We start from the raw sequence: 21,934 nt of genomic DNA, 5'->3' as shown, positions 1-21,934 counted from the left end.
TTCCAATCCGGTAATCATCCAACCTATCAAACTATGTGCGGTCGCTATTCATTGAGTAAAAGTAAAATCGAGTTAGAGGAACGATTTCAGGCAGAAATGCTTCCTGAATTCAAACCTAGATACAATATCGCTCCAACTCAATTGGTGCCCGTCATTACATCTGGCAGTTCGAAGGGATTCTCCTTTTTTTATTGGGGAATTACACCTGAGTTTGGAAAGAACAAACCAGTAGCTCAAAAACTCATAAACGCTAAAGCTGAAACGGTTGATCAGAAAATCTCCTTTAAAAGCTCATTTCAAAAACGACGTTGCATTATTCCTGCGGATGGATTTTATGAATGGAAAAAACTCGGTAAAAAGACCAAAATACCTTATCGATTTACTTTGAGAGAAGCTGAGCTCTTTTCGATGGCAGGTATTTGGGAAGAATACGAAACGTTAAACGGCGAAATCCAACATACATTTTTGATTTTGACTACCACTCCAAATGAGATTGTTTCTGAAATTCATGATCGGATGCCAGTGATTTTGACGAAGCAACAAGAAAAGGTTTGGTTGGATAGCTATTCTAAAGAGGAGGATTTAAAGCAAATTCTTAGCCCTTTTTCATCAGATTTAATGATAAGTTACACAGTATCTCCTCTGGTGAATACAGTACAAAATGACACTCCCGCGGTTATGAGAAAAACATCCCCGATGGATCAACATGGAAACTATACTTTATTTGGGTAATTGAAACATTTTAGATCGCGAACAAGTCTTTTGTATAAGTTATTCAAATAGGACTTTCTTATTTTTTTACTAAACCCAAAATTGAAATGAAGAGATCAAGAATTCTTGGAGTTGGGCATAGCTTACCTGACAGAATTGTGACGAATGAAGAGCTTTCCGAATTAATGGACACCAATAATGAATGGATAGTCGAAAGAACCGGAATTGAAGAAAGAAGATGGTTTACACCTGGAGTCGATACCGTTACGAGTTTATCAAAAAACGCCTCACTTCTGGCTTTGGAAAGGGCTGGTATTGAAGCAAAGGATCTAGATTTTATCGTTTTTGCCACCATTACTCCTGATTATTATGTACCTGGGAATGGCGTATTACTCCAGCGGGAATTAGGCATTCCTGGTATTGGTGCATTGGATATCCGAAATGCTTGTTCTGGTTTTATTTATGCACTTTCGGTCGCTGATCAGTTCATCAAAACCGGCATGTATCAAAATATTTTGGTTGTAGGAGCGGAAATCCAATCATCCGGACTTGATAAAAGTGATGAAGGTAGATCAAGTGCGGTCATTTTTGCTGATGGAGCAGGGGCTGTAGTTCTTGGCGTATCAGAAGATGAAAACTCCGGAATTTTATCAACACATCTTCATGCAGATGGAACATTTGCTGAAGAATTATTCTGCAAAGACCCTGGGAGCTCCAGAGAAGATAGATTTTCTCAAGAACTTTTTGATTCTGGTAGCTTCTTTCTCAAAATGAATGGAAATGTAGTTTTCAAACATGCCATTGTTCGCTTTATCGAAGTGATCAATGAAGCTTTAAAAGCCAATAATTTATCCAAAGAAGACATAGATCTTTTGGTTCCTCACCAAGCAAACCTAAGAATCAGCCAGTTCATCCAGCAAAAATTAGAATTCCCAGATGATAAGGTTTTTAACAATATCATGACGCTGGGAAATACCACGGGAGCCACAATTCCAATTGCATTAAGCGAAGCTTGGGAACAAGGCAGAATAAAATCCGGAGATTTGGTTTGCCTGGCAGCTTTTGGTTCGGGATTCACTTGGGCCTCAGCCTTATTAAAATGGTAGAATGACAAAATCTCCAGGAAATCCGGATTTAGATCTATGGAAAGATCAAGAATTATTCAAAAAGCAGCATCGGCTAAAGCTTCAGTTTTGGGAGATTCTTTCTTTGATAGCTGAGGAGATTTCTAATGAATCCCTTTCTAAAATTTGCAAAAAGCATAAATCAAAAAAACTTTCTCGTGGCAATGATCTATTGGGAATGCCCTACCAGGTTCTAGATATAATCAGAAATTTTGATCCAGAAAATGGGCTTAACATCAGAGTTCTGAACTGGTTTGGAAATGGGATTTACTTATTTCTTTTAGTGGGTCAAAAAAAATATCATCAGACTAGCTCCTTTCCAATGAGAAATAATTTTTACCTGAGCTTGACGGAAAGCCCTTGGGATTATCCAGGCATGATTTTAGAAAATCAGAAAACAAAAACACCTGATAAAGAACCAATTAACAAAGAAAATCTACTCGTTTGGTTTAAAGAAATTTCAATTTTTGGCGACAAAAAAGAGATTATAAAAACAATTTCAGAGCAGATAAATACGTGTATAAATGAATTATCTTCCATTCTTGAAACGGAGAAATAATTAATTTTAAAACTGGAATTGGCTAAAACCGTAAAATAAAATCAATTGACTTAATAGAATTCATTAAATTAAGTCTTATGCTTTTTTCACTAAATCACCAGAACGAATAGTATCTATATGAAATATATCCTGATCATAGGTATCTTCTTATTTTCATCCCCTCTTTTTGCCCAGCAATCCTCTGTCGTTAAAATATACAGTCCTGATTCCTCTATTATGGCTACTGGTGTTTTAGAAGGAGTTGTTAAAGAGGGACTTTGGAAATATTATAATCCAAAAACCAATCAATTACTTTCCGAAGGAACATTTAAAAATAACCTTAGAGAAGGTCAATGGACTTCTTATAATGCCAAAGGTCAAAAAAAAGTAGTGGCTGAATATAAGGACGGCGAGTTATTTGGCCCAGCCCAAGTTTATGATTTAGATGGAGCTTTGGTAACTCAAATGATATTCCAGGACAGTGTTTTGGTAGGACAATATGTTGAATACTTTGGCAAGACTGAAACACCAGATTACATTTCCCCAAAACAAGTCAAAAGAGAAGGTTCTTACGAAAATGGAATGAAGACCGGTCAATGGGTCACATATCATGAATTTGGAGAGCCTGCAATAGTAGAATTTTTTAAAGAAAATAAAAGAGAAGGGCCTTACCTAGAATATGATCCGGAAGGTGTTTTGATTGTGGAAACCACATACAAGAATGGTCAGTTGGATGGAGATTTCAAGAGGTATTATTATCCTAACCGTCCTATCGAGGTTGGAAAATATTCTAATGGAAATAAAGTAGGAGTTTGGCAGAGATTTTTCCCTGAAAACAACAGGTTAGAAGCAGAAGAAACCTATGATAAATTTGGAAAAAAGACTGGTGACTGGACTTATTTTTATGAAAATGGGAGAATGGCAAGGTGGGAAAAATATAAAAATGGGATAGCTGTCGGAACTTGGGAAGAATATTTTCCTAACAAAGCACTCGCAAAGCGACAAACATTTGAATTAGGCGTACCAGTGGGAGAATATGTGGAATTCCATGATACCGGTAAACTTTCTGTTTTTGGAAATTATGCTTCGGGAATGAAAACAGGCCTCTGGAAAAGCTTCTTTCCTGATGGTGAACTTTATTCTATTGGAGAGTATAGAAATGACCTGCAGACTGGGAATTGGAAGTATTTCAATAAAATCGGAATCCTGATTGCCGAAGGTAAATTCAATCTTGGATTGGAAGAAGGACAATGGTTTTACTACTACGATGGAGGTCAACTTAAATCAGTCGGATCGTACAAATTGGGTCTTGAGGATGGTATTTGGGGCTTATTTTATGACAATAAAAAGCTAACCCAAGAAGAATTTTGGGATTCTGGCATGTTGATGAATGTGGGAAGTTATAATTCCTACGAAGGAAATGAAACTTACGACAAAGGAACTCTGAAAGATGGAAATGGAACTAGAATCACCTACTACGTCACAGGGAAAAAAGAATCTGAAGGAAGTTATAATAGTGGAAAAGCTGAAGGCACCTGGATTTTTTATCATGAAAATGGAAGAAAAGCCTCCGAAGGCGCTATGAAAGAAGGCAAAAAAGAAGGTGTTTGGAGATACTACAACCCATCAGGTAGATTAGAAGACTTGATCAATTATAAAAATGATGAAATTGTTGAAGACCAATCTTTAAAGAATTTCTAATTGATGAATTTCTGATTTTAAAATTTCAGATAATTCAAAATGTTTTTTGAATATAAAATTTTGATGTTTAGATATTTATAATTAAATTTAATCACTATTTAAACTTGTCCGATAGACGTTTTTTAAACTGTATTAGTAATTTTAAGGGTGATTGAGCTACGGACTGACTTATTAAAATTTTTTAGCCCGGATTTTTCCGGGCTTTTTTTATGACCTTGAATAATCATCTTCAAGTCTCACGATATCTTCTTCGTTTGATGGATTTTCAGGATTTGAGTGCATCCAGATTTCAGCCACTATTCCCCAGTTTTCTGAACCTATAAGCCTGTGTCTCTCTCCTTTTGCCAAAGAGACAGTTTCTCCCATAATTAAATTTGTAGCTGGGCCTTGCTCATCATTTTGGCTTTTTGATATCAAAGCATCTCCACCTATTAATTTCCAGATTTCTGCTCTTCTAAAATGATACTGCCAAGAAAGTCTTGCCCCTGGAGCCACAAGAAGCAATTTCGGAGATAGTTTCAGTTGTAATTGCTCTTTAGACAAGTCTACTTCGTGGAAGAACTTTTCTTTAAATTTTTGAATCTGTTTTTCATTCAATACAAAAAAACCACCCCAAGGTCTCGTTTGATCGATTTTTTCTACTTCAAAGCCCTCCTCGGTTAAAAAATCTTCAATTTTCTTAAATACCTCAGCCTTTGTCAGGTCAGGAAAAATATCAAGTGTAATCATAATTTTAATTTCAATGTATGATCAAAATTAGTAAAAATTTGGTTTTTAGTCAGTAATGAGATTCAATGATTCCTCAAATCTTTTTATGAAACAATGAGATTTAAGTAATAAATACTATTTCTATTTACCCCGCCACATTGGTTTATTTATTTTTTTATGAAAGTGCTTTTTTCAAACTCAAAAAATACTTTAATTGAAGGATAATTTTACCATATGCATCTAATAAACCCTCAGGAAGTAATTGATAAAATGGACGGTGTCGTCGAAATCAAAAGCTACCTAAACAAGATAAAAATTATTAAAAACCTGTACCTGAAGGGTGCAAATACAGCAAGTGAAATTTGTTCTGAAGTAGGTATCTCTCTACCAACTGTCAATGCGCTGTTAGGTGATTTAATGAATTCCGGAGAAGTAATTAAACATGGAAGAGCAGAATCTCAAGGAGGAAGAAAACCAGACTTGTATAGACTTGCAGAAGATGCTTTTTATGTTTTGTCAGTAGACTTATCCAGGTTCCAAGTGAATCTTGCTCTGTATTCTTGTAATCAAGAACTAGCCAGTCCAAAAGAGAGTCATAAAATCACCTTGAACAATGAAAAGGAAACTTTTGAGCAGCTTTGTGATCTAATTGATACCTACTTGAAAAATACAGGAATTAAATCTGAGAAAATCATTGCGATTGGGTTTTCGATGCCTGGATTAATTGATTCTGTGGGAGGTGTGAATTACACTTACTTGCGATTTGGAAAGAAAACACTACTGGAAAATCTAGAAGAGCGATTCGCTAAGAAGATTTTCCTGGAAAATGATGCGAGAGCCATGACTTTGGCAGAGTTCAAGTTTGGTTCTGACCATTCCCACAAAAATGTCCTTGGGATATTTGTTGGCTGGGGAATTGGTTTGGGAATCATCATCGATGGAAAAATATATCAGGGAGCTTCCGGTTTTGCTGGTGAATTTTCTCATTCACCTATTTTCGAATCAAGAGACGTTACCTGTACCTGTGGTAAAAAAGGATGTCTTGAATCAGTTTCATCTGGTACAGCTATTGTCAGAATGGCTGAGGAAGCGATTAAACTAGACAAGGACAGCATATTGGCAAGAATGGTTAGAGATCATCAAGGTGAATTGGAGCCAGCACTTGTAGTAGAAGCTGCTTTGGCCGGTGACCAAAGAGCAATTACGATTCTATCCGAAGCCGGATTGGATTTAGGTAGAGGTATTTCAATTCTCATTCAGCTTTTGAACCCGGAACTCATTATTATAGGTGGATCGGTTGCTGAAGCAAATCAATACCTAATTACTCCTATTCAGCAGGCATTGAATATTTATAGTATGGCAAAATCCCGCGAAAGATCTCAATTGGCATTATATCAATTAGGTGAAGATGTAGGTCTTTTAGGTGGAGTTGCCGTGGTCAATGAAAAGCTGTTTGAAGATGTCATCAACCGATTGAGTTAAAATTCTTCAATTTCAAAACCATGTATTCCTACCATAAATCCAAGGCAATTTTAATTGTTCTTGGGTTTTCAATTTTATTCATTACTCCAAAAAGGCTATTCGCTCAAAAAGGGAATTCCACTTTTTTTGAGACAGTTTCCAATAGGAAATCCGGAATAACTTTTAAAAATCAATTAAAAGAAGACGACAAAAACAACATCCTTCGCTACGAATATTTTTACAATGGAGGCGGAGTTGCCGTTGGGGATTTGAACAATGATGGTCTGGAAGACCTGTTTTTAACAGGAAACATGGTTTCCAATAAAGTTTACAAAAATCTAGGAAACTGGAAATTCGAGGACAAAACAAAAGACGCTGGACTTTCAGGTAAAGATGTATGGACGACCGGAGTATCTATGGCCGATGTCAACGGTGATGGATTGTTGGATATTTATGTTTGCTATTCTGGCAAAGGAACTCCGGAAAATAGAAAAAATGAGCTTTGGATAAACAAGGGGAATTTTAATTTTTCCGAAGAAGCTGAAGCCTATGGTTTAGCGGATCCATCAAACAGTACCCAAGCATTATTTTTTGATTTTGATAGAGATGGCGATCTGGACATGTACCTTCTCAATCACAATATTGAGGTTATCAATGAACTCGAATTCAATGAAGTAAAAGGAATCAGACATCCATTTGCAGGCGACAAGCTTTATGAAAATAAGGATGGGGAATTTATAGATATCTCTGAAAAAGCTGGGATCAAAGGTTCTGCCTTAGGTTTTGGCTTGTCAGTAATTGCATCTGACATCAACCAAGATGGATGGATGGATCTATTGGTCACCAATGATTACATAGAACCTGACTATGTTTATATCAATCAACAAGACGGCACCTTCAAGGATGAAATGAAGGAGTATTTTCAGCATATCTCCCATTTCTCGATGGGATCAGACATTTCCGATATTAACAATGATGGAAACGTAGACATCTATACCTTAGACATGCTTCCTGAGGACAACGAGAGACAAAAGCTACTTTATGGACCTGAAAATTACGAGCAATATGCATTGATGATTCAACAGGGATTTCATCACCAAAACATGAGAAATATGTTGCAGCTCAATTTAGGGGCAGGAAATTTCTCAGAAATAGCACAGCTTTCAAATATTTCAAATAGCGACTGGAGTTGGTCTGCATTGTTTTTCGATGCGACAAATGATGGAAATAAAGACCTCTTCATTTCCAATGGGTATTACCGAGATTATACGAATCGTGACTTCTTGAAATATAAGGGGGACTATTATTTCAAGCAGGCCATAGCAAACGAAAAAGCAGACACTTTGCACTTAGTTACCACCATGACCTCCACTCCTATTCATAATTACATTTTTGAAAATGATGGAGATCTGCAGTTTCAAGACAGATCAATGGATTGGGGATTTTCTGAAAAAGGATTTTCTTCTGGTGCAGTTTATGCCGACCTCGATAATGATGGTGACCTGGATTTAGTTGTCAGTAACCTCAATGATTTTGCTGGCATTTATGAAAATAATAGTTCAGGTAACAATTGGCTGCAAGTCATCCTTAATTCTAATAGCAAAAACTGGTTTGGTATTGGGGCAAAAGTCGAAGCTGTGACAGAAAGTGGAAATCAGGTTTTAGAAGTTCAGCCTGTCAGAGGATTTCAATCATCTGTGAGTCCAAGATTGCAGTTTGGACTAGGTGATGAAAGAACAGTGAAATCTCTAAAAATTACTTGGCCAGATGGAAGCATTCAAGTAATTGAGGACATTCCTTCAAATCAACTTTTGAAAGTTCAAAAAGAAAATACAAGCCACAAGGTTTCTTCAATTGGTGATGTAGATCCAATACTCGTCAAATCGACTTCTACCCCTCCCTATTCTCCAATTGAAAATAATTTTAATGATTTTAAGCGTCAACCTTTGATGCTAACCATGGCAAGTTATATCGATCCGATTTTAGCACAAGGAGACTTGGACAATGATGGATATCCTGAGGTTTTTATTGGCGGAACAAAGGGTCAAGCAGGCAAAATTTATTCCTTCAAAAATCAAACTTGGACAGCATATAGCGGATTTAAATCCACTCCTGAGTTTACGGATGCCATTGCAATTTTTGAGGATTTTAATGGTGACGGAGCACAGGATTTATTTCTTGGAAGTGGTGGATATCATGATTACATCGGTTCAGATGAATCCTTACAGGATAGGCTATATCTAAATGATGGAAACGGGAAACTGAATAAAGCCGCAAATTTCCCTGATTACAAATTTAGCACTGGAACAGCCCAAGCGATCGATGTGAATGGAGATGGGAATCTAGATTTATTTGTAGGAGCTAAATTGATTCCTGGTCGATATCCTCTGATTCCAGAAAGTAAAATTCTAATTAACGATGGGAAAGGGAACTTCACCGTGGACCCGAATTTACTTCCAGAAGGTGGAAAGATCGGCCTGATTACGTCCTCTGAACAAATTGACATCAATAGAGACGGGAAAATGGATTTGATTTTAGCTGGTGAATTTCTCCCCGTTACGATATTGATCAATACCGGAGTTGGGTTTGAAAATCAAACTGCTGATTACATGCTAGTGACTTTATCCGGATGGTACGGAAGTCTATCAAAAGCTGATATGGATGGAGATGGAGATCTTGATTTAATAGCTGGGAATTTTGGTTTAAACTCACAATTTGAAGCAAATGAAAATAAAGTCCTTCGACTTTACGCTTCAGATTTTGATCAAAATGGATCCATAGATCCGATTCTGGAATGTTTTGTTGGGGATAAAATGTATCCTTTCCCAAGTCGAGATGAGCTTTTGGATCAAATGGCAAGCATGAGAAGTAAATTCACAGATTATGCCTCGTATTCTAAAGCCACAATGGAGGATTTATTTACATCACAGCAATTGGAAAACGCCCAAGTTCTGGAAGCCAATTCCCTGGAATCTATTTATTTAGAAAATAAAGGCGATCATTTTGAGGCCAAAGCTCTTCCTAAAATAGCCCAATCGTTTCCAATTTACGCCATCCTTCCGATCGACGTCAATAAAGATGGGAACATGGACTTGGTATTAGGTGGAAACCAATCCCAAACCAGAATCCGTATTGGTAAAATAGATGCAGGTCTAGGTTTGGTTTTGATAGGTGATGGGAAAGGAAATTTTAAACCTTTATCCCCAAAAGAATCTGGATTGGCGATCAAAGGTGATATCAAGTCAATCTTGCCAATTCAAACAGAATCTGGTCTTCAATTGATTTTCGGCATCAATCAACAACCCTTGCAAAGTTTTCAGATCAAATGAAATTTTCTTTCAGTAAAATAATCCTGATTACTCTCCTAAGTTTCGCTCTTATAGGTTCGGGGAATCTCTTTGCAAAGCCGATGAATTGGCCAAAAGTCTATTCTGAAAACCTATTCCATATTACTGAAGTAATGGTGACAGATGTTGCCAGTCCACCCGTAGCTGCAAGAATTTACGCCTATTCTAATCTGGCGGCTTATCTAGTGATTAAAAGTCAGGGAGGAAGTTTTTCAAATCAGGATATTTTGGCAAACACTTACTTGGAAAACCATGATTGGGGTATTCCCGAATCAAATGTTACCTCACCTGAGTTTGTCTCCATTTTGGCGATGCTGAAAGTAGGTCAGGACATTATGCCATCAGGTTATTTGTTGGAAAAAAGACAAGAAGAGTGGATAGAAATTGCGCTTAAAAACAAAGTCATTTCTAAAAAGAATCTTACTGAGCATAAAGAATTAGCCAATTTGGTTGCTGATAAAGTGATGGAGATTGCCAAAAAAGACGGCTATTTACAACTTTCGACTTTGACTCGATACACTCCTCAAAAAGGAGAAGGCTTCTGGTACCCTACTCCACCAGCCTACATAGCAGCTGTGGAACCGGAGTGGGAAACCATTCAGCCATTTTTTATAAAAGATCTTGAAGATTTCGAACCAGCTCCGATGGCTCCATTTGACATGGCGGAAGGAAGCTCTTTCCATAATCAACTGATGGAAGTGTATAACACCACCAATGAGTTAAATGAAGAGAGAAAATTGATTGCTAATTTTTGGGATTGTAATCCTTTCAAAGTTGAATTTTCTGGCCATATGGCAATAGGAGTAAAAAAGATTTCTCCTGGCGGACATTGGATTGGAATCACTGGAATTGCTGCGCAAAAAGCCAATCTTTCATTTGCCGAAACTGCCTATGTTCATGCTTTGGTGGGAATGACTTTGCATGATGCGTTTATTTCTTGTTGGAAAGCAAAATACGATACAGATAGAATTCGTCCAGAAACGGTTATCAACCAAAAACTAGATCAGCGCTGGAGACCCTTGTTACAAACACCTCCTTTTCCAGAATATACTTCAGGCCATTCCGTCATCAGTCGAGCCTCCGCAGTAGTATTAACAGGCTACTTCGGAGATAATTTTGAATTTATAGACAGCTCAGAAACTTACTTTGGCTTACCAGAAAGACCATTCCCATCATTTCTTTATGCTTCCGAAGAAGCAGCGATTTCTCGTCTCTACGGAGGAATTCACTTCAGAGATGCCATCGAAGAAGGAGTAAAACAAGGAGGTAAAATCGGAGTAATGATTTGGTCTAAAGTGGGAAATGATGACTAAGTAAAATAAAAAACAAACTATGCGATTCCATAAGTCAATCCATCAATTCACAGCCTTTATAGCTTTTTTAAGCCTCTTCTCTTGTAATACCAAAGAGGAAAAAATAAGCGAAGAAAGTCCAACTAAGCCCAACATAGTTTTGATTTTTGCAGATGACATGGGCTATGGAGACTTGGGTGTTTATGGTGCTACACAGTGGAAAACCCCAAACCTGGATCAACTGGCTGCTGACGGGGTTCGATTCACTCAGTTTTATGTTCCTCATGCGGTTTGTTCGGCATCAAGAGCTGCACTTTTAACAGGCACTTATGCCAATAGACTTGAGATTTTTGGAGCTTTAGATCACTCTGCAAAACATGGATTAAATCCTGAAGAAACAACTATTGCAGAGATGCTAAAAAGCAATGGATATACCACAGGAATGGTTGGAAAGTGGCATTTGGGGCATTTGGCACCATTTCTTCCAACCGAACAAGGCTTTGATTCCTACTATGGATTACCATATTCAAACGATATGTGGCCTCATCATCCTGAGGTGAAAGATTATTACCCTCCTCTTCCTCTTTATAGAAATACGACTGTGATTGACACGCTTGATGACCAAAGTATGTTGACTACAAATTACACAGAGGAGGCAATCAAGTTTATCGAGCAAAGTAAAGACAAGCCTTTTTTCCTTTATTTGGCACATAGCATGACCCATGTACCTCTCTTCGTTTCTGACAAGTTTAAGGGGAAGTCTGAACAAGGGCTTTACGGAGATGTGATGATGGAGGTAGATTGGTCTGTAGGCCAAGTGAGAAAGAAATTGGAAGAACTTGGCTTGGACAAAAACACCATTATCATTTTTACTTCTGACAATGGCCCATGGCTTTCATATGGAGGACATGCAGGATTGACTGGTGGTTTACGAGAAGGAAAAGGAACATCTTGGGATGGAGGAATCCGTGAACCGGGGATTTTTGTATGGCCAGGTCATTTTCCTGCTGGAAAAGTAGAAAATCAGGCTGCCATGACCATTGATATTCTTCCTACTTTGGCAGAAATCACAAACTCAAAACTTCTTGAGTTACCAATTGATGGGAGGAGCATTTTACCAATCCTCGAAGGGAAAGAAATGGATCCCAAGCCTTATTTCGCATATTATAACCGGAATGAATTGCAGGCTGTCATATATGGGAAATGGAAGATGGTTTTCCCACATGCTTACAGAAGTATTCCGGAAGGAACGGAAATGAGAAATGATGGCATCCCTGTCAAATATCACATGCTGAACCAAGAAAACGCCGAACTTTTTGACTTATCTACCGACCCTAATGAAACTACGGATGTTTCAGGAAACAATCCTGAGATTGTTTCCAAATTGAATCAATTTGCTGAAGAAGCAAGGGCGGATATGGGGGATGCTTTAACAGAATCCGAAGGAAAAGGCTTAAGAAAACATGGGAGGATTGAGGAATAAGAATTCTTAGTTGATCATAACTAACTCCCCTTTCCAGTTTACTTCTACTGAAAATGGATTCAATAATTCATCAATAAGAACCGAAACTTGTTCTCTATTGAGTATTAAATCTGTATTAAAAGATCCTTCAAGACCTCTTCTATTCCAAGCTTGTGCAATTTCCAATAATGGAGTTTTGGGTTTAACTACATCCAACAAAACTTGAAACCTTTGTCCTGTTAAATAGTCTCCGGATGCTCCCCAAAAGTCCTTCAGTGTTGGATAATAAGGTCTCAGGCCATCTATCAACTCAAATTCTGTCACAAGGCGATCCGGATAAAACCACATTTGGTTTGCCCAGAGGTAGGGAACTCCCTCCCCTTTTAAAATCCCGGTGGCACCGATTTTTTGAATGGCGATGAAATTCTCATCCGAAGGACTCATATCCAGAAATGGCATGATATAAGCATTTTGAGAAAGCAAAACAGATTGAACTTGGCGAATCGAGACTTTCTGTAGCTCAATTTTTTCCTTCATTGCGACTGAAGCCAAAACTCCCGATGCCTGACCAATCCCAAGAACCACTGGTTGCAATCTGGTCGCACCATTGACGATGTTTGATACGGAAATACTCTTTTCTGCCAGGATCAAAGCTGGGTGTTCTTTTGGAACTAGCGAACCTAAGGGAATATTGTAAGATGGAACTCTGATTTTGATAAAATCAATGGCTGGAGCTTCGGGATTTTTCTTGTGATGATGATCTATCGTATAGTCTCCTACCGCTGCGCCTGTACGATAAAATGGTGATGGGGCTTCAAAGGGTGTACGAACATAAGGCAGCGTGAAATCCACCATCCCAACATACCGTCTTGATTCTCTATGATAAGGGATCATAGGAAGCATATCCTTTGTGGGATATTCCTCCTCCGAAATTCCCAAATGTTTGAAACCCAACTCATGCTGGATATAATAGACAAAGCGGAGACTCGCTTGTTTTGCTTCTTCTAATGCCTCTTCACGCTCCTCAGGTGTTTTCTCAATGATATTCAGATAGTAATCATTCCCACAATTTGGCCAGTTGATCATGTATTTGCCATTAGGGAGCTTACCATAATTGATCATTTTTTGGCAATCTGAAACTGCAGCCTTATCAGTAATAGGATCAGAATGTGCACAAGCACATTCAAATTCCGCAGGATCATAATTTGAAGGTTTCGGAATGGTTTTATCGGCACCTTCCCCATAATCCTGGAGTGTTACCACATAAGTTAAATCCTGTATGATATCATTACTTTCTTCTGGAGCAAAGCTTTCTCCAATTTCATCTCTGGCATCCATTCCAATCCGATAGGTTAAACCTTGCGCAGCAGCAACATCTCCTAATTCTGTCGCATCAATCAAAATAGGGGCTTGAACTTCAATTTGTTCCCCATCTTTCAAGAAAGTTACCGTCCAAAGCTTTTCTGAATACTCAGCTTTTTGCCAAGAACTGTTAAATGTGACTGTCAGATTCTCTACAGATTTAGCCATTTCCTGAAGAATTTGATTTCCTACTTTCGGCTCAAAAAGTGTGTTGCTCACCCAGCCTGTTGCCAATTTTTCCGGACCTCCATAATACTCTTCTAGTTTTAACCTGAACTCACCCCAAATCCCTGATGGAAGCCGATGATTCCCATCAATAGCCGACACTCCGGCAGAAGTAAGCATCCCTCCCAGCCAAGGAGTAGACTCTATAATCAATGTTTTAGAACCTAACCTACCAGCTGAAATCCCAGCAGCAGTTCCACTGGCACCTCCACCAACAATTATTACATCATATTTCTGCTGAGCAAAAACTGCAGACGAAAAACTCAATAGTGAAATCCAAAAGAAGGTAAAAAACAGGGTGATTTTCATGGGTTTTATTTTTCTTCGACACTCAGACATGCTCCAACAAGTGCTGATTTTTCTCCAAGTTCAGAGATTTTGATGGGGATTGAATATCCCATAGTTTTTAAATATTCATTTGTGGTTGGTAAAAAATATTCAGAAGCCAGACTAATTTTACCGCCAAGGACCACTCCTTCAGTTTTTAATCGAATTAGATAAGGAAACAAAAACTCACCTAATGCTCGTCCAAATCTCTCAAAAATTGCCTGTCGAAAAGATGGATTAACCTCATTCGAAAAAAGGTCTTTTACACCATTTATCTCAAAATTAAAATTCTCTCTGGCGTCATTCTTAAACCAGGCTGTACCAAGATAATCTTCGGCGATACCATCCCGAAAAGGAGCTGTCCAAAGCTTGGCATCTTTCACGAATTCATGGACTTTAATCGCAGAACCTAGCCCAGTCCCTAAAGTAAGACCTATTGAATTTTGAAATCCTTTCCCTGCGCCAGCGTAACTTTCTCCTATCAAAAAAGCCTCTGCATCATTTGTGAAGGAGATTTGATTTTCAGGAATCTCCAGATTTTTTGCAAGCAGGTTTTTGACCGAGACTTGGTAAAAGGATGCCATTTTTCCTTGTTCTTTAATCAGAGAAATTCCATTTGGGTAGTCAAAAGGCCCTGGCATTGCAATTCCGATCTGAATATCTCGAGAACTTCCTGAAGATGATTTTATCACTTCACACCAACTTTCAATGATCTCCTCTTTTTTTCCAAAAGTATTTACATCTGCCTCGTGAAAATCCGAAAAAGATACTTTTCCTGACTCTAAATGAACTTTGGCAGCTGAAATGTGAGAGCCTCCAATATCTACTCCTATTCGTATCATACAGCATTAAAGATATTCAGTACTGTTGACTTGGGAAAGATGAAAAGCACTAAATCTGAAACAAAACGATTAAAAAAAGAAGAGGCTTTGATATGAATCAAAACCTCTTCCGGTAATCTATCTATGAAATATGTTATTCTTTAGGAATTATTTATCCCACCATACAGAATTCACCCAAGTGTCACCACCCATATTAGCAATTGCACCTGCCAATCCTTCTGGATTAGTAGTACTTTCTGAAGCAGGATAAAGCTGTCTTCTTGGAATCTGGCCTCCTGAGAAGTTTCCGGTGTAGTTGACAGGAGTCAACTCTGGGTAACCAGATCTTTTCCAGTTATTCCAAGATTCCACAAAGTTTGCCAACAAACTTGTTGTTGCCCAAATTTGCTCATTTATCATCTTCAAAGAAGCAGCAGAGCTACTTGTGTTCAATGGGTTTGCTGCAGCAAAAGCAGCAGCATCTCCAGCAGAGACACTACCTCCACCAAATTTTCCTATAGAAATCAAAGCTCCTTCAACACCTGCCGCATAATAGCTAGCAGCAGTACCTGGAACATTTAAACCTCTTGCTGCTGCATCGGCCAACAATAATTGAACTTCTGCATAAGTCAGGATAAATACTGGTGCATCTCTGTCTCTATAAATTGCTGTAGGTCTAGAATAAGCCCCTATTGGTGCTACATCATCTCCTGAACCTGTAGGACCTGGATAGTTAGGTTCATTTGAAACATCGTCTGCTCCACCTTTTAAATCATATCCATTTGGTAAACCGATTTGAGCACTTGGAGATTTATCACCAACGACATTTCCATTTCTATTAGCCGCAAGTCCAGCTGGTGGTACCTCAGCAACTATAGAAAGCCTAGGATCATTAGTAGACTTCAAGAAATCAATCATGTTTTTAGACCAACGAACTTCATACACATCATCTGTTACGTTCAAGGCATTCGCACTTGAATTAGCATATCCATTGTTTTGATCAGAAACCAAAACAGCTTCATCTGCTGCAGAAGCAAATACACCACCTGCAAGTGCTTTTGTAACATATGTTTGTGCAGTAGAAGGATCGACATCAACCAATCTCATTGCCATTCTCAACATGATGGAATAACCAAGCTTTTTCCACTTGGAGATATCTCCACCATAAAGCACATCATTTTTGATAGGGTCACTACCTGAGCCCAAAGTACTCAAAGCAGCCTCCAAATCGGACAACATGCTCATATATGCCTCAGACTGAGAATCATATTTTGGTTGCGTAATTCCCTCATCAGCTTTTAATGCCTCAGAATAAGGAATATCACCATAAACATCTGATACAAAAGATAGAGTCAAAACTTTCCATATCTGGCCTACTGCACTTAGGTTGGTAAAACCTTTGTCCATTGCCAAACTTTGCATTTGATTTACTCTTGAAGAAGAGGCAAAACCATCATTCCAAACACTTTGTATGTAGCTGTTTGTACTACCTGAGGCCACATATTTATCCGCGTTGGAATAGTAATTTGCTCCACCAGTTGAAGTTGAAGCCATCGCTTGGATCCACATACTCTGGAACAGAATTGCACCTGTATAACCAGTCATCATATTGCCATAATTATAAGAAACTGTCGGCAAAATCAAATTTGGATCAAATACATTCCCATCGGCACTATTAGGGTCAGTGTTAATATCAGCGAAGTCACCATCGCAACTTGCAACAGTCAAAAACAACCCCGATAAAATTATACTTAAATATTTTTTCATTGTTAGTTCAATTTGAAGTTCAGGTTAAAACCAAACGATCTTGTACTAGGAAGGGCAGTTCCTTCAATACCAGCAAAATTGATATTAGAACCAAAACTTGCTTCAGGATCAATATTTTTGGCTTTTCTCATTAGATATGCCAGATTTCTAGCAACAAATGAAATATCCAAACCTTTTATTACAGGAGTATTTCCAAACCAGCTAGCTGGTAAGGAGTATCCCAAAGTCAATTGTCTCAATTTGATGAAGTCACCGTCTACTACTGATGTACTAGTAACATTCTGAGCTAAAGCCTGATAGTATGCTTGAGCTGGAGCTGTTACTCCTCCCGTAGTTACACCTGATTCTCTTCCTTCTAAGGTCACTTTATTCAAACCTCTGAAAGTGGAATAAAACTCAGTTGCTGAAAGCACCTTGTTTCCATAATTGTAGTCAATCAAGAAAGAGAATGAAATTCCTTTAAAATTGAATTCGTTATTCCATCCACCATAAAGCGTCGGAAGAACAGTGCCCATATTGATCAATTCACCGCGAACCGGAAGTCCTGCTTCATCGACTTGAATACTTCCATCAGAATTGTATGCATAGTCATAAGCTCTGATTTGTGGCCCTGCCTCTCCTACTACGAAAGCTGTAACGGCATTTCCTAGGGTTGCTCTATTTTGTCCAAGATTAATTGGGCCATTATTTTCGTCAGTACTTAATACTTCATTTTTCACATTCGTCAAGTTAAATGACGAAGTCCAAGTAAAGTTTTGATTTTGAATTGGCTTACCAGTTAATAGTATTTCAATCCCCTTGTTTTGAATCGAACCAGTCGCTACTACTGCACTGCTGAAACCGGAAGCTATACTTAAACTCGCATTCATGATTTCGTTATGAGTGGTTTTTGTGTAATAAGCAATATCAAAACCTAATCGATTGTTGTAAAAATTCATATCCAAACCAAGCTCTATTTCATCCGTCGTAAATGGTTTTAAGAATAGGTTTGGTAATGAAGTTGGAGCAGATCCTGCGGGAACACCAGCATATGAATTTGCAGAGGAGTAATATAACTGATTACTATAAGCAACTCCTGGATCACCACTCGTAACAGCATAAGAAGCTCTGAATTTACCAAAGTCCATTGCTGGGATATTCAAGAATTTATCGAAAAGAAAAGCCGCAGATACTGATGGAGAGAAAATACTATTATCATCAGAAACTGAACTAGTCAATGTACTGTAAACATCATATCTACCAGTAGTGGATAAAGTCAAGAAATCTTTGATTCCAAAGTCAAGAGAATAAAAGCCTGAATGAACTTCCAATTCCGAGAAGGAATATCCTCTAGAAAACGCCTCAACGTTAAAAGGTGAATAGAGGTATGGCAATACAAATCGACTACCTCCAACACTTACAGACTCAAATTTATTTTTCCGAATGTTACCACCTACTAATGCATCTAATTCTATTCCTTCTGTCAGGTTAACTTTTGCTCCAAAAATACCATCAATGTTCAATTCTGATCTAGTAGATTGACCTCTGGAGTTCAAGTTACCTTGAAGGTTTGCCGAATATGCCAACCCATAAGGATCGATGCTGTAGAAGTCATCATTAGAAACATCATTTCCGATTCTGACCATGGCATAGATATCTTTAGTAAAGCTATACTTAGTAGACAAAGCAGATATAGTTCTTTTCCTTCCCTGATCGTTAATTCCTTGATTGACAATAAAATAAGGGTTTGTCACATAGATATCATCACTAAACACAGTTTCAGCACCTGTTGCAGCGTCGAATCCAGGAGCAAAAATGCTCTGGCTAATATTTGGTGCCAAGAACAAGAAGTTGTTTGGATTTTTTGGACCATCGCTTAGAAACGGAATATTAGTTGATTTTTGGTCAATGTAATTTACCATTGCGGTAACATTCAACTTATCTGTAATATTCTGATCTACATTTAGGTTTAAGCTCAATCTATCCATTCCGCTATTTGGAACGATCGATTTAGAATCAAGATTAGAAACCGACATTCTGAAAGATCCATCTGTACCCAAACCTTTAGAAACTGAAACAGTATTAGTAAAATTGGATCCAGTTCTATAGAAATCTAAATAACCATCATTGGTTGGTGAATAAGGGTATTGATTCCCATCAAATCCAATTACGTTACCTCCCATTCGCTCTCCCCAAGCTAATCTACCTGTAGTTTGAGCATCTGTTGCGGTAGTAGGTCTTTGACCTCCTGTACCTTGACCATACTGATTCTGGAAATCAGTAAAATCTACAGGGTTTTCCACCATGTAATTCAAATTATAACTTGCACTCCAATCACCACCTTTGCTTCCTGATTTAGTCGTGATCAAAATCACACCATTGGAAGCTCGAGTTCCATATAAGGCAGAAGCTGCTTGACCTTTCAAAACTGTCATCGTTTCGATATCATCTGGTGAAAGGTTACCGATACCATCACCATTATCACTTCCACCCCACTGACCTGATCCACCTCTTTGTGTATTATCCATTGGCACACCATTGATCACATATAATGGAGAACCTGAACCGTTAATACTTGGAACACCTCTCAATAATACTTTTGAAGTACCACCTGGTCCCGAACTGGTTCCTTTAACTACTAAGCCAGCTACTCGGCCAGCCAGGGAGTTCGCCACGTTAGTTTCGCGTGCTTTTGTCAATGACTCACTATCAACTTCAGTTAAGGAATAACCCAATTTTTCCTTTTCCTTACTGATACCCAAAGCGGTAACTACCACTTCAGAAAGTTCGTTTGCGTCTTCTTCTAAGTTGATGTTTAGTTCCGTTTGATTACCTACCGTAATTTCTTGGGTAGCATAACCTATAAACGAAAAAACCAAAACTGAATTTGGTCCTACAGAAATCGAATACTCACCATCAATATTTGTGGTAGTACCGGTCTGATTGCTCTTGTCCAAAATTGTGACACCTGGCATGGGTAACCCATCCGGCGAAGCTGTCACAACTCCTTTCAAGACCCTACTTTGACCTTGCGCAAGGGCTATGGCCCCAAGCATCAAAACCAAAGTGAAAGAAATTGATAGAATTTTTCTCATAGTTGGTAATAAATGATTTGAAATAATTGATTTTAAATTGAATTCTTTGAACTCTTATTTTTAAAATTCGCAGGTTAAACCTGAAAATTTTACCATTGAAAAACGAAAAATGATTTTCATGCACTTAATGAGTCAATCAAAACAAAACCCACCGTCTAGTGAGTAAATCTAGATAATTCACAAATTAATCCAAAAGCAATTGATTAATTTTTTATTTAAAATAAATTTGATTAAACAATATTTTTAAAAATGTTTCTAATGAAACTATTATTTTTTTAATTAATAATTTCATTATCAACCATTTTTCAAAAGATAATTTCAAAACAGTTTAATATTCTTTTTGAAACAATAGATAAAAAAAACCTCTCAATTTCTTGAGAGGTTTATATTTATTTAATCTGAACCTGATTAGTTCATGTCCCAGAACAAGCTATTAGTCAACTTGTCATTTGGCTGAACTACCGCATAATTTTCAGTATTATACGTTTGTTCAGACCCTGGGTAATTCCATCTATAAGGAGGCAAGCCCTGCTGATTTGACTGATCTACCCAGAATTCCAAGTCTACGAGATCTAATCTTCTCATTTCAGCCCAGTTTTCATTCGGATTGATCACGTTGAAATGCAACCATTTTTGCTCAGCAATCAATTTCAATTTTGCATCATTCGAACCAGCAGCAGTCCAAGAAACTGCATCCTGAGCCAAATAAGCCTCAATATCTCCCACGGTTGGAACTACAGCAGCTGGCGAATCACCATTATTTGAAATACCTCTCAAATACACATAAAGATCCGTAGAAGTAGCTACAGCAGCTTCATAAGCAGCCTGAGCCATTGCATCTTGACCATTTTTTAAATAATATTCTGCAGCGAAGAAGTAAACTTCAGGAGCTGTGATCAATAATCCAGGGAAATATTGATTTCTGGAAATCGTAGATCTATTGTAAATGGTCAAAGTACCAGTAAGCACCATTTCATTTTGTACCGAACCATTCAACAATGGGTCCAAACCCATATAATAATCTGGCTCAGCCTCTAGTCCTGGCTCAAACACATAAGTCAATCGAGGATCATCATTATTCAACATGTGGTCCAAAATGGTCTTTCCAGCAATATTGCCATTCCAATCTTCTAAACCAGACTGGAATGTGTTCGCTGGAAGAATAGTACCCAATGCGTAAACATCCCATTGGACATTATCTTGATTTGAAGTAACCACAGGATAAGTACCTTGATTGTTTAAAATTTCACCAATTTCAGTATTGGCTCTGGAAGAGAAAGTCCCTGTATTGCTCACCCTAGACAACATTCGAAGTCTGAGTGAATTGATATACTTTTTCCAAAGTTCTAAATCTCCAGAGTTAATCAAATCCTGCGTTCTGAACTCTACCAGTACCCCGGAATTGACATTAATATTATTGATCTCATCTGCCATTGCTGCTAAATCATCAAGCATCATTGAATAAAGCATCTCCGCATCATCATATGTCGCATAAGAAGAATTGTAATTTCCACCATTTTGGCTAAGCTTCCCTGCCTCTGTAAATGGAATATCCCCATAAATATCAATCATCTTTTGGGTCTTATCATAGATGAAAGTCTTAGCAGCGATCATGTAAATTCTTTGATCTGCAGCTGCAGCTTCAGAAAGACCTGCATAGACTTTTTCGATCTCTCTATATTGAGCTAAAGTTTGATAATAGTTATTCCAAATGTTATTGTTCGCAGAGGAACCTGGTACGTATTGGTTTTCAGCATTAACCCAGCCGATTGCTTGAGTGAACCTATTCGAGTTGATACGGTGATTGACAAAATAATCATCGTAACTAGGAAAAACGTAAGCTCTATTGGTATAAAACATCCCAGAGAATTGCTTTCCTACGGTAGTCTCGGCGAGCTTTGAAGGGTCTGTGTAATTTTCTTCAAAGTCCTCTACTGTACAGCTTACTAGAGAAGCAGCTACAATTAAGCCTATATATAAACTTTTAAATTTCATTTTCTTTTTGGATTAGTTG

At 38.0% G+C, this 21,934-nt stretch carries 14 protein-coding genes; 8 read left to right on the top strand and 6 right to left on the bottom strand.

The window, feature by feature from the left end:
- The first annotated feature begins 33 nt into the window (after nucleotides 1–33).
- From FHS59_RS04130 to FHS59_RS04115, 4 genes are all read left to right on the top strand, one after another.
- A complete protein-coding gene (locus tag FHS59_RS04130) occupies nucleotides 34–732 on the top strand; it encodes an SOS response-associated peptidase (RefSeq protein WP_184493314.1) in 699 nt (232 codons plus the stop codon).
- An 86-nt stretch (nucleotides 733–818) separates the two neighbouring features.
- Entirely contained in the window at nucleotides 819–1,817 is a 999-nt protein-coding gene (locus FHS59_RS04125) for a 3-oxoacyl-ACP synthase III family protein (protein ID WP_184493312.1), read from the top strand.
- 1 nt (nucleotide 1,818) lies between these two features.
- The gene (locus tag FHS59_RS04120) at nucleotides 1,819–2,394 is read left to right on the top strand and encodes a hypothetical protein (protein ID WP_184493310.1); all 576 of its coding nucleotides are present in this window, start codon (nucleotides 1,819–1,821) and stop codon (nucleotides 2,392–2,394) included.
- Nucleotides 2,395–2,511: 117 nt separating this feature from the next.
- Entirely contained in the window at nucleotides 2,512–4,074 is a 1,563-nt protein-coding gene (locus FHS59_RS04115) for a toxin-antitoxin system YwqK family antitoxin (protein ID WP_184493308.1), read from the top strand.
- A gap of 207 nt (nucleotides 4,075–4,281) precedes the next feature.
- On the opposite strand, the gene FHS59_RS04110 is transcribed toward FHS59_RS04115, so the two are convergent.
- On the bottom strand, nucleotides 4,282–4,803 hold the full coding sequence (locus FHS59_RS04110) for a cupin domain-containing protein (protein ID WP_184493305.1): 522 nt from the start codon (nucleotides 4,801–4,803) through the stop codon (nucleotides 4,282–4,284).
- Nucleotides 4,804–5,016: 213 nt separating this feature from the next.
- On the opposite strand from FHS59_RS04110, the gene FHS59_RS04105 reads away from it, so the two are divergent.
- Genes FHS59_RS04105 through FHS59_RS04090 form a run of 4 tightly spaced genes read left to right on the top strand, consistent with a single transcriptional unit; the run spans nucleotide 5,017 to nucleotide 12,365 of the window.
- Complete coding sequence (locus tag FHS59_RS04105; RefSeq protein WP_184493303.1) at nucleotides 5,017–6,264, top strand: ROK family transcriptional regulator; 1,248 nt, start codon at nucleotides 5,017–5,019, stop codon at nucleotides 6,262–6,264.
- 20 nt (nucleotides 6,265–6,284) lie between these two features.
- On the top strand, nucleotides 6,285–9,572 hold the full coding sequence (locus FHS59_RS04100; protein ID WP_184493301.1) for a VCBS repeat-containing protein: 3,288 nt from the start codon (nucleotides 6,285–6,287) through the stop codon (nucleotides 9,570–9,572).
- Nucleotides 9,569–10,903: a vanadium-dependent haloperoxidase gene (locus tag FHS59_RS04095; protein WP_184493299.1), complete on the top strand. Its 1,335-nt coding sequence runs from the start codon at nucleotides 9,569–9,571 to the stop codon at nucleotides 10,901–10,903. The genes FHS59_RS04100 and FHS59_RS04095 overlap by 4 nt, the downstream gene beginning before the upstream one ends.
- Nucleotides 10,904–10,922: 19 nt before the next feature.
- Complete coding sequence (locus FHS59_RS04090; RefSeq protein WP_184493298.1) at nucleotides 10,923–12,365, top strand: sulfatase family protein; 1,443 nt, start codon at nucleotides 10,923–10,925, stop codon at nucleotides 12,363–12,365.
- A 6-nt stretch (nucleotides 12,366–12,371) separates the two neighbouring features.
- On the opposite strand, the gene FHS59_RS04085 is transcribed toward FHS59_RS04090, so the two are convergent.
- The 5 genes from FHS59_RS04085 to FHS59_RS04065 all read right to left on the bottom strand — a co-directional run bounded on the left by FHS59_RS04085 (nucleotide 12,372) and on the right by FHS59_RS04065 (nucleotide 21,915).
- The gene (locus tag FHS59_RS04085; protein ID WP_184493297.1) at nucleotides 12,372–14,240 is read right to left on the bottom strand and encodes an FAD-dependent oxidoreductase; all 1,869 of its coding nucleotides are present in this window, start codon (nucleotides 14,238–14,240) and stop codon (nucleotides 12,372–12,374) included.
- A gap of 5 nt (nucleotides 14,241–14,245) precedes the next feature.
- A complete protein-coding gene (locus FHS59_RS04080) occupies nucleotides 14,246–15,100 on the bottom strand; it encodes an ROK family protein (protein WP_184493296.1) in 855 nt (284 codons plus the stop codon).
- A gap of 147 nt (nucleotides 15,101–15,247) precedes the next feature.
- Nucleotides 15,248–16,846 (bottom strand): SusD/RagB family nutrient-binding outer membrane lipoprotein, encoded by a 1,599-nt coding sequence (locus tag FHS59_RS04075; RefSeq protein ID WP_184493295.1) that lies wholly within the window; start codon nucleotides 16,844–16,846, stop codon nucleotides 15,248–15,250.
- Between the two features lie 2 nt (nucleotides 16,847–16,848).
- The gene (locus FHS59_RS04070; RefSeq protein ID WP_184493294.1) at nucleotides 16,849–19,920 is read right to left on the bottom strand and encodes a SusC/RagA family TonB-linked outer membrane protein; all 3,072 of its coding nucleotides are present in this window, start codon (nucleotides 19,918–19,920) and stop codon (nucleotides 16,849–16,851) included.
- 408 nt (nucleotides 19,921–20,328) lie between these two features.
- Entirely contained in the window at nucleotides 20,329–21,915 is a 1,587-nt protein-coding gene (locus FHS59_RS04065; RefSeq protein ID WP_184493292.1) for a SusD/RagB family nutrient-binding outer membrane lipoprotein, read from the bottom strand.
- Between the last annotated feature and the right edge of the window lie 19 nt (nucleotides 21,916–21,934).

It is taken from the genome of Algoriphagus iocasae (assembly GCF_014206875.1).
Taxonomy (GTDB): Bacteria; Bacteroidota; Bacteroidia; order Cytophagales; family Cyclobacteriaceae; genus Algoriphagus; species Algoriphagus iocasae.
Note: the sequence above shows the minus strand (reverse complement) of the source record. Positions and strands in the feature narration are given on the sequence as shown.

Coding starts and splice junctions, on each gene's coding strand:
- FHS59_RS04130 (WP_184493314.1), top strand. CDS start 34: ATGTGCGGTCGCTATTCATTGAGTAAAAGTAAAATCGAGTTAGAGGAA.
- FHS59_RS04125 (WP_184493312.1), top strand. CDS start 819: ATGAAGAGATCAAGAATTCTTGGAGTTGGGCATAGCTTACCTGACAGA.
- FHS59_RS04120 (WP_184493310.1), top strand. CDS start 1,819: ATGACAAAATCTCCAGGAAATCCGGATTTAGATCTATGGAAAGATCAA.
- FHS59_RS04115 (WP_184493308.1), top strand. CDS start 2,512: ATGAAATATATCCTGATCATAGGTATCTTCTTATTTTCATCCCCTCTT.
- FHS59_RS04110 (WP_184493305.1), bottom strand. CDS start 4,803: ATGATTACACTTGATATTTTTCCTGACCTGACAAAGGCTGAGGTATTT.
- FHS59_RS04105 (WP_184493303.1), top strand. CDS start 5,017: ATGCATCTAATAAACCCTCAGGAAGTAATTGATAAAATGGACGGTGTC.
- FHS59_RS04100 (WP_184493301.1), top strand. CDS start 6,285: ATGTATTCCTACCATAAATCCAAGGCAATTTTAATTGTTCTTGGGTTT.
- FHS59_RS04095 (WP_184493299.1), top strand. CDS start 9,569: ATGAAATTTTCTTTCAGTAAAATAATCCTGATTACTCTCCTAAGTTTC.
- FHS59_RS04090 (WP_184493298.1), top strand. CDS start 10,923: ATGCGATTCCATAAGTCAATCCATCAATTCACAGCCTTTATAGCTTTT.
- FHS59_RS04085 (WP_184493297.1), bottom strand. CDS start 14,240: ATGAAAATCACCCTGTTTTTTACCTTCTTTTGGATTTCACTATTGAGT.
- FHS59_RS04080 (WP_184493296.1), bottom strand. CDS start 15,100: ATGATACGAATAGGAGTAGATATTGGAGGCTCTCACATTTCAGCTGCC.
- FHS59_RS04075 (WP_184493295.1), bottom strand. CDS start 16,846: ATGAAAAAATATTTAAGTATAATTTTATCGGGGTTGTTTTTGACTGTT.
- FHS59_RS04070 (WP_184493294.1), bottom strand. CDS start 19,920: ATGAGAAAAATTCTATCAATTTCTTTCACTTTGGTTTTGATGCTTGGG.
- FHS59_RS04065 (WP_184493292.1), bottom strand. CDS start 21,915: ATGAAATTTAAAAGTTTATATATAGGCTTAATTGTAGCTGCTTCTCTA.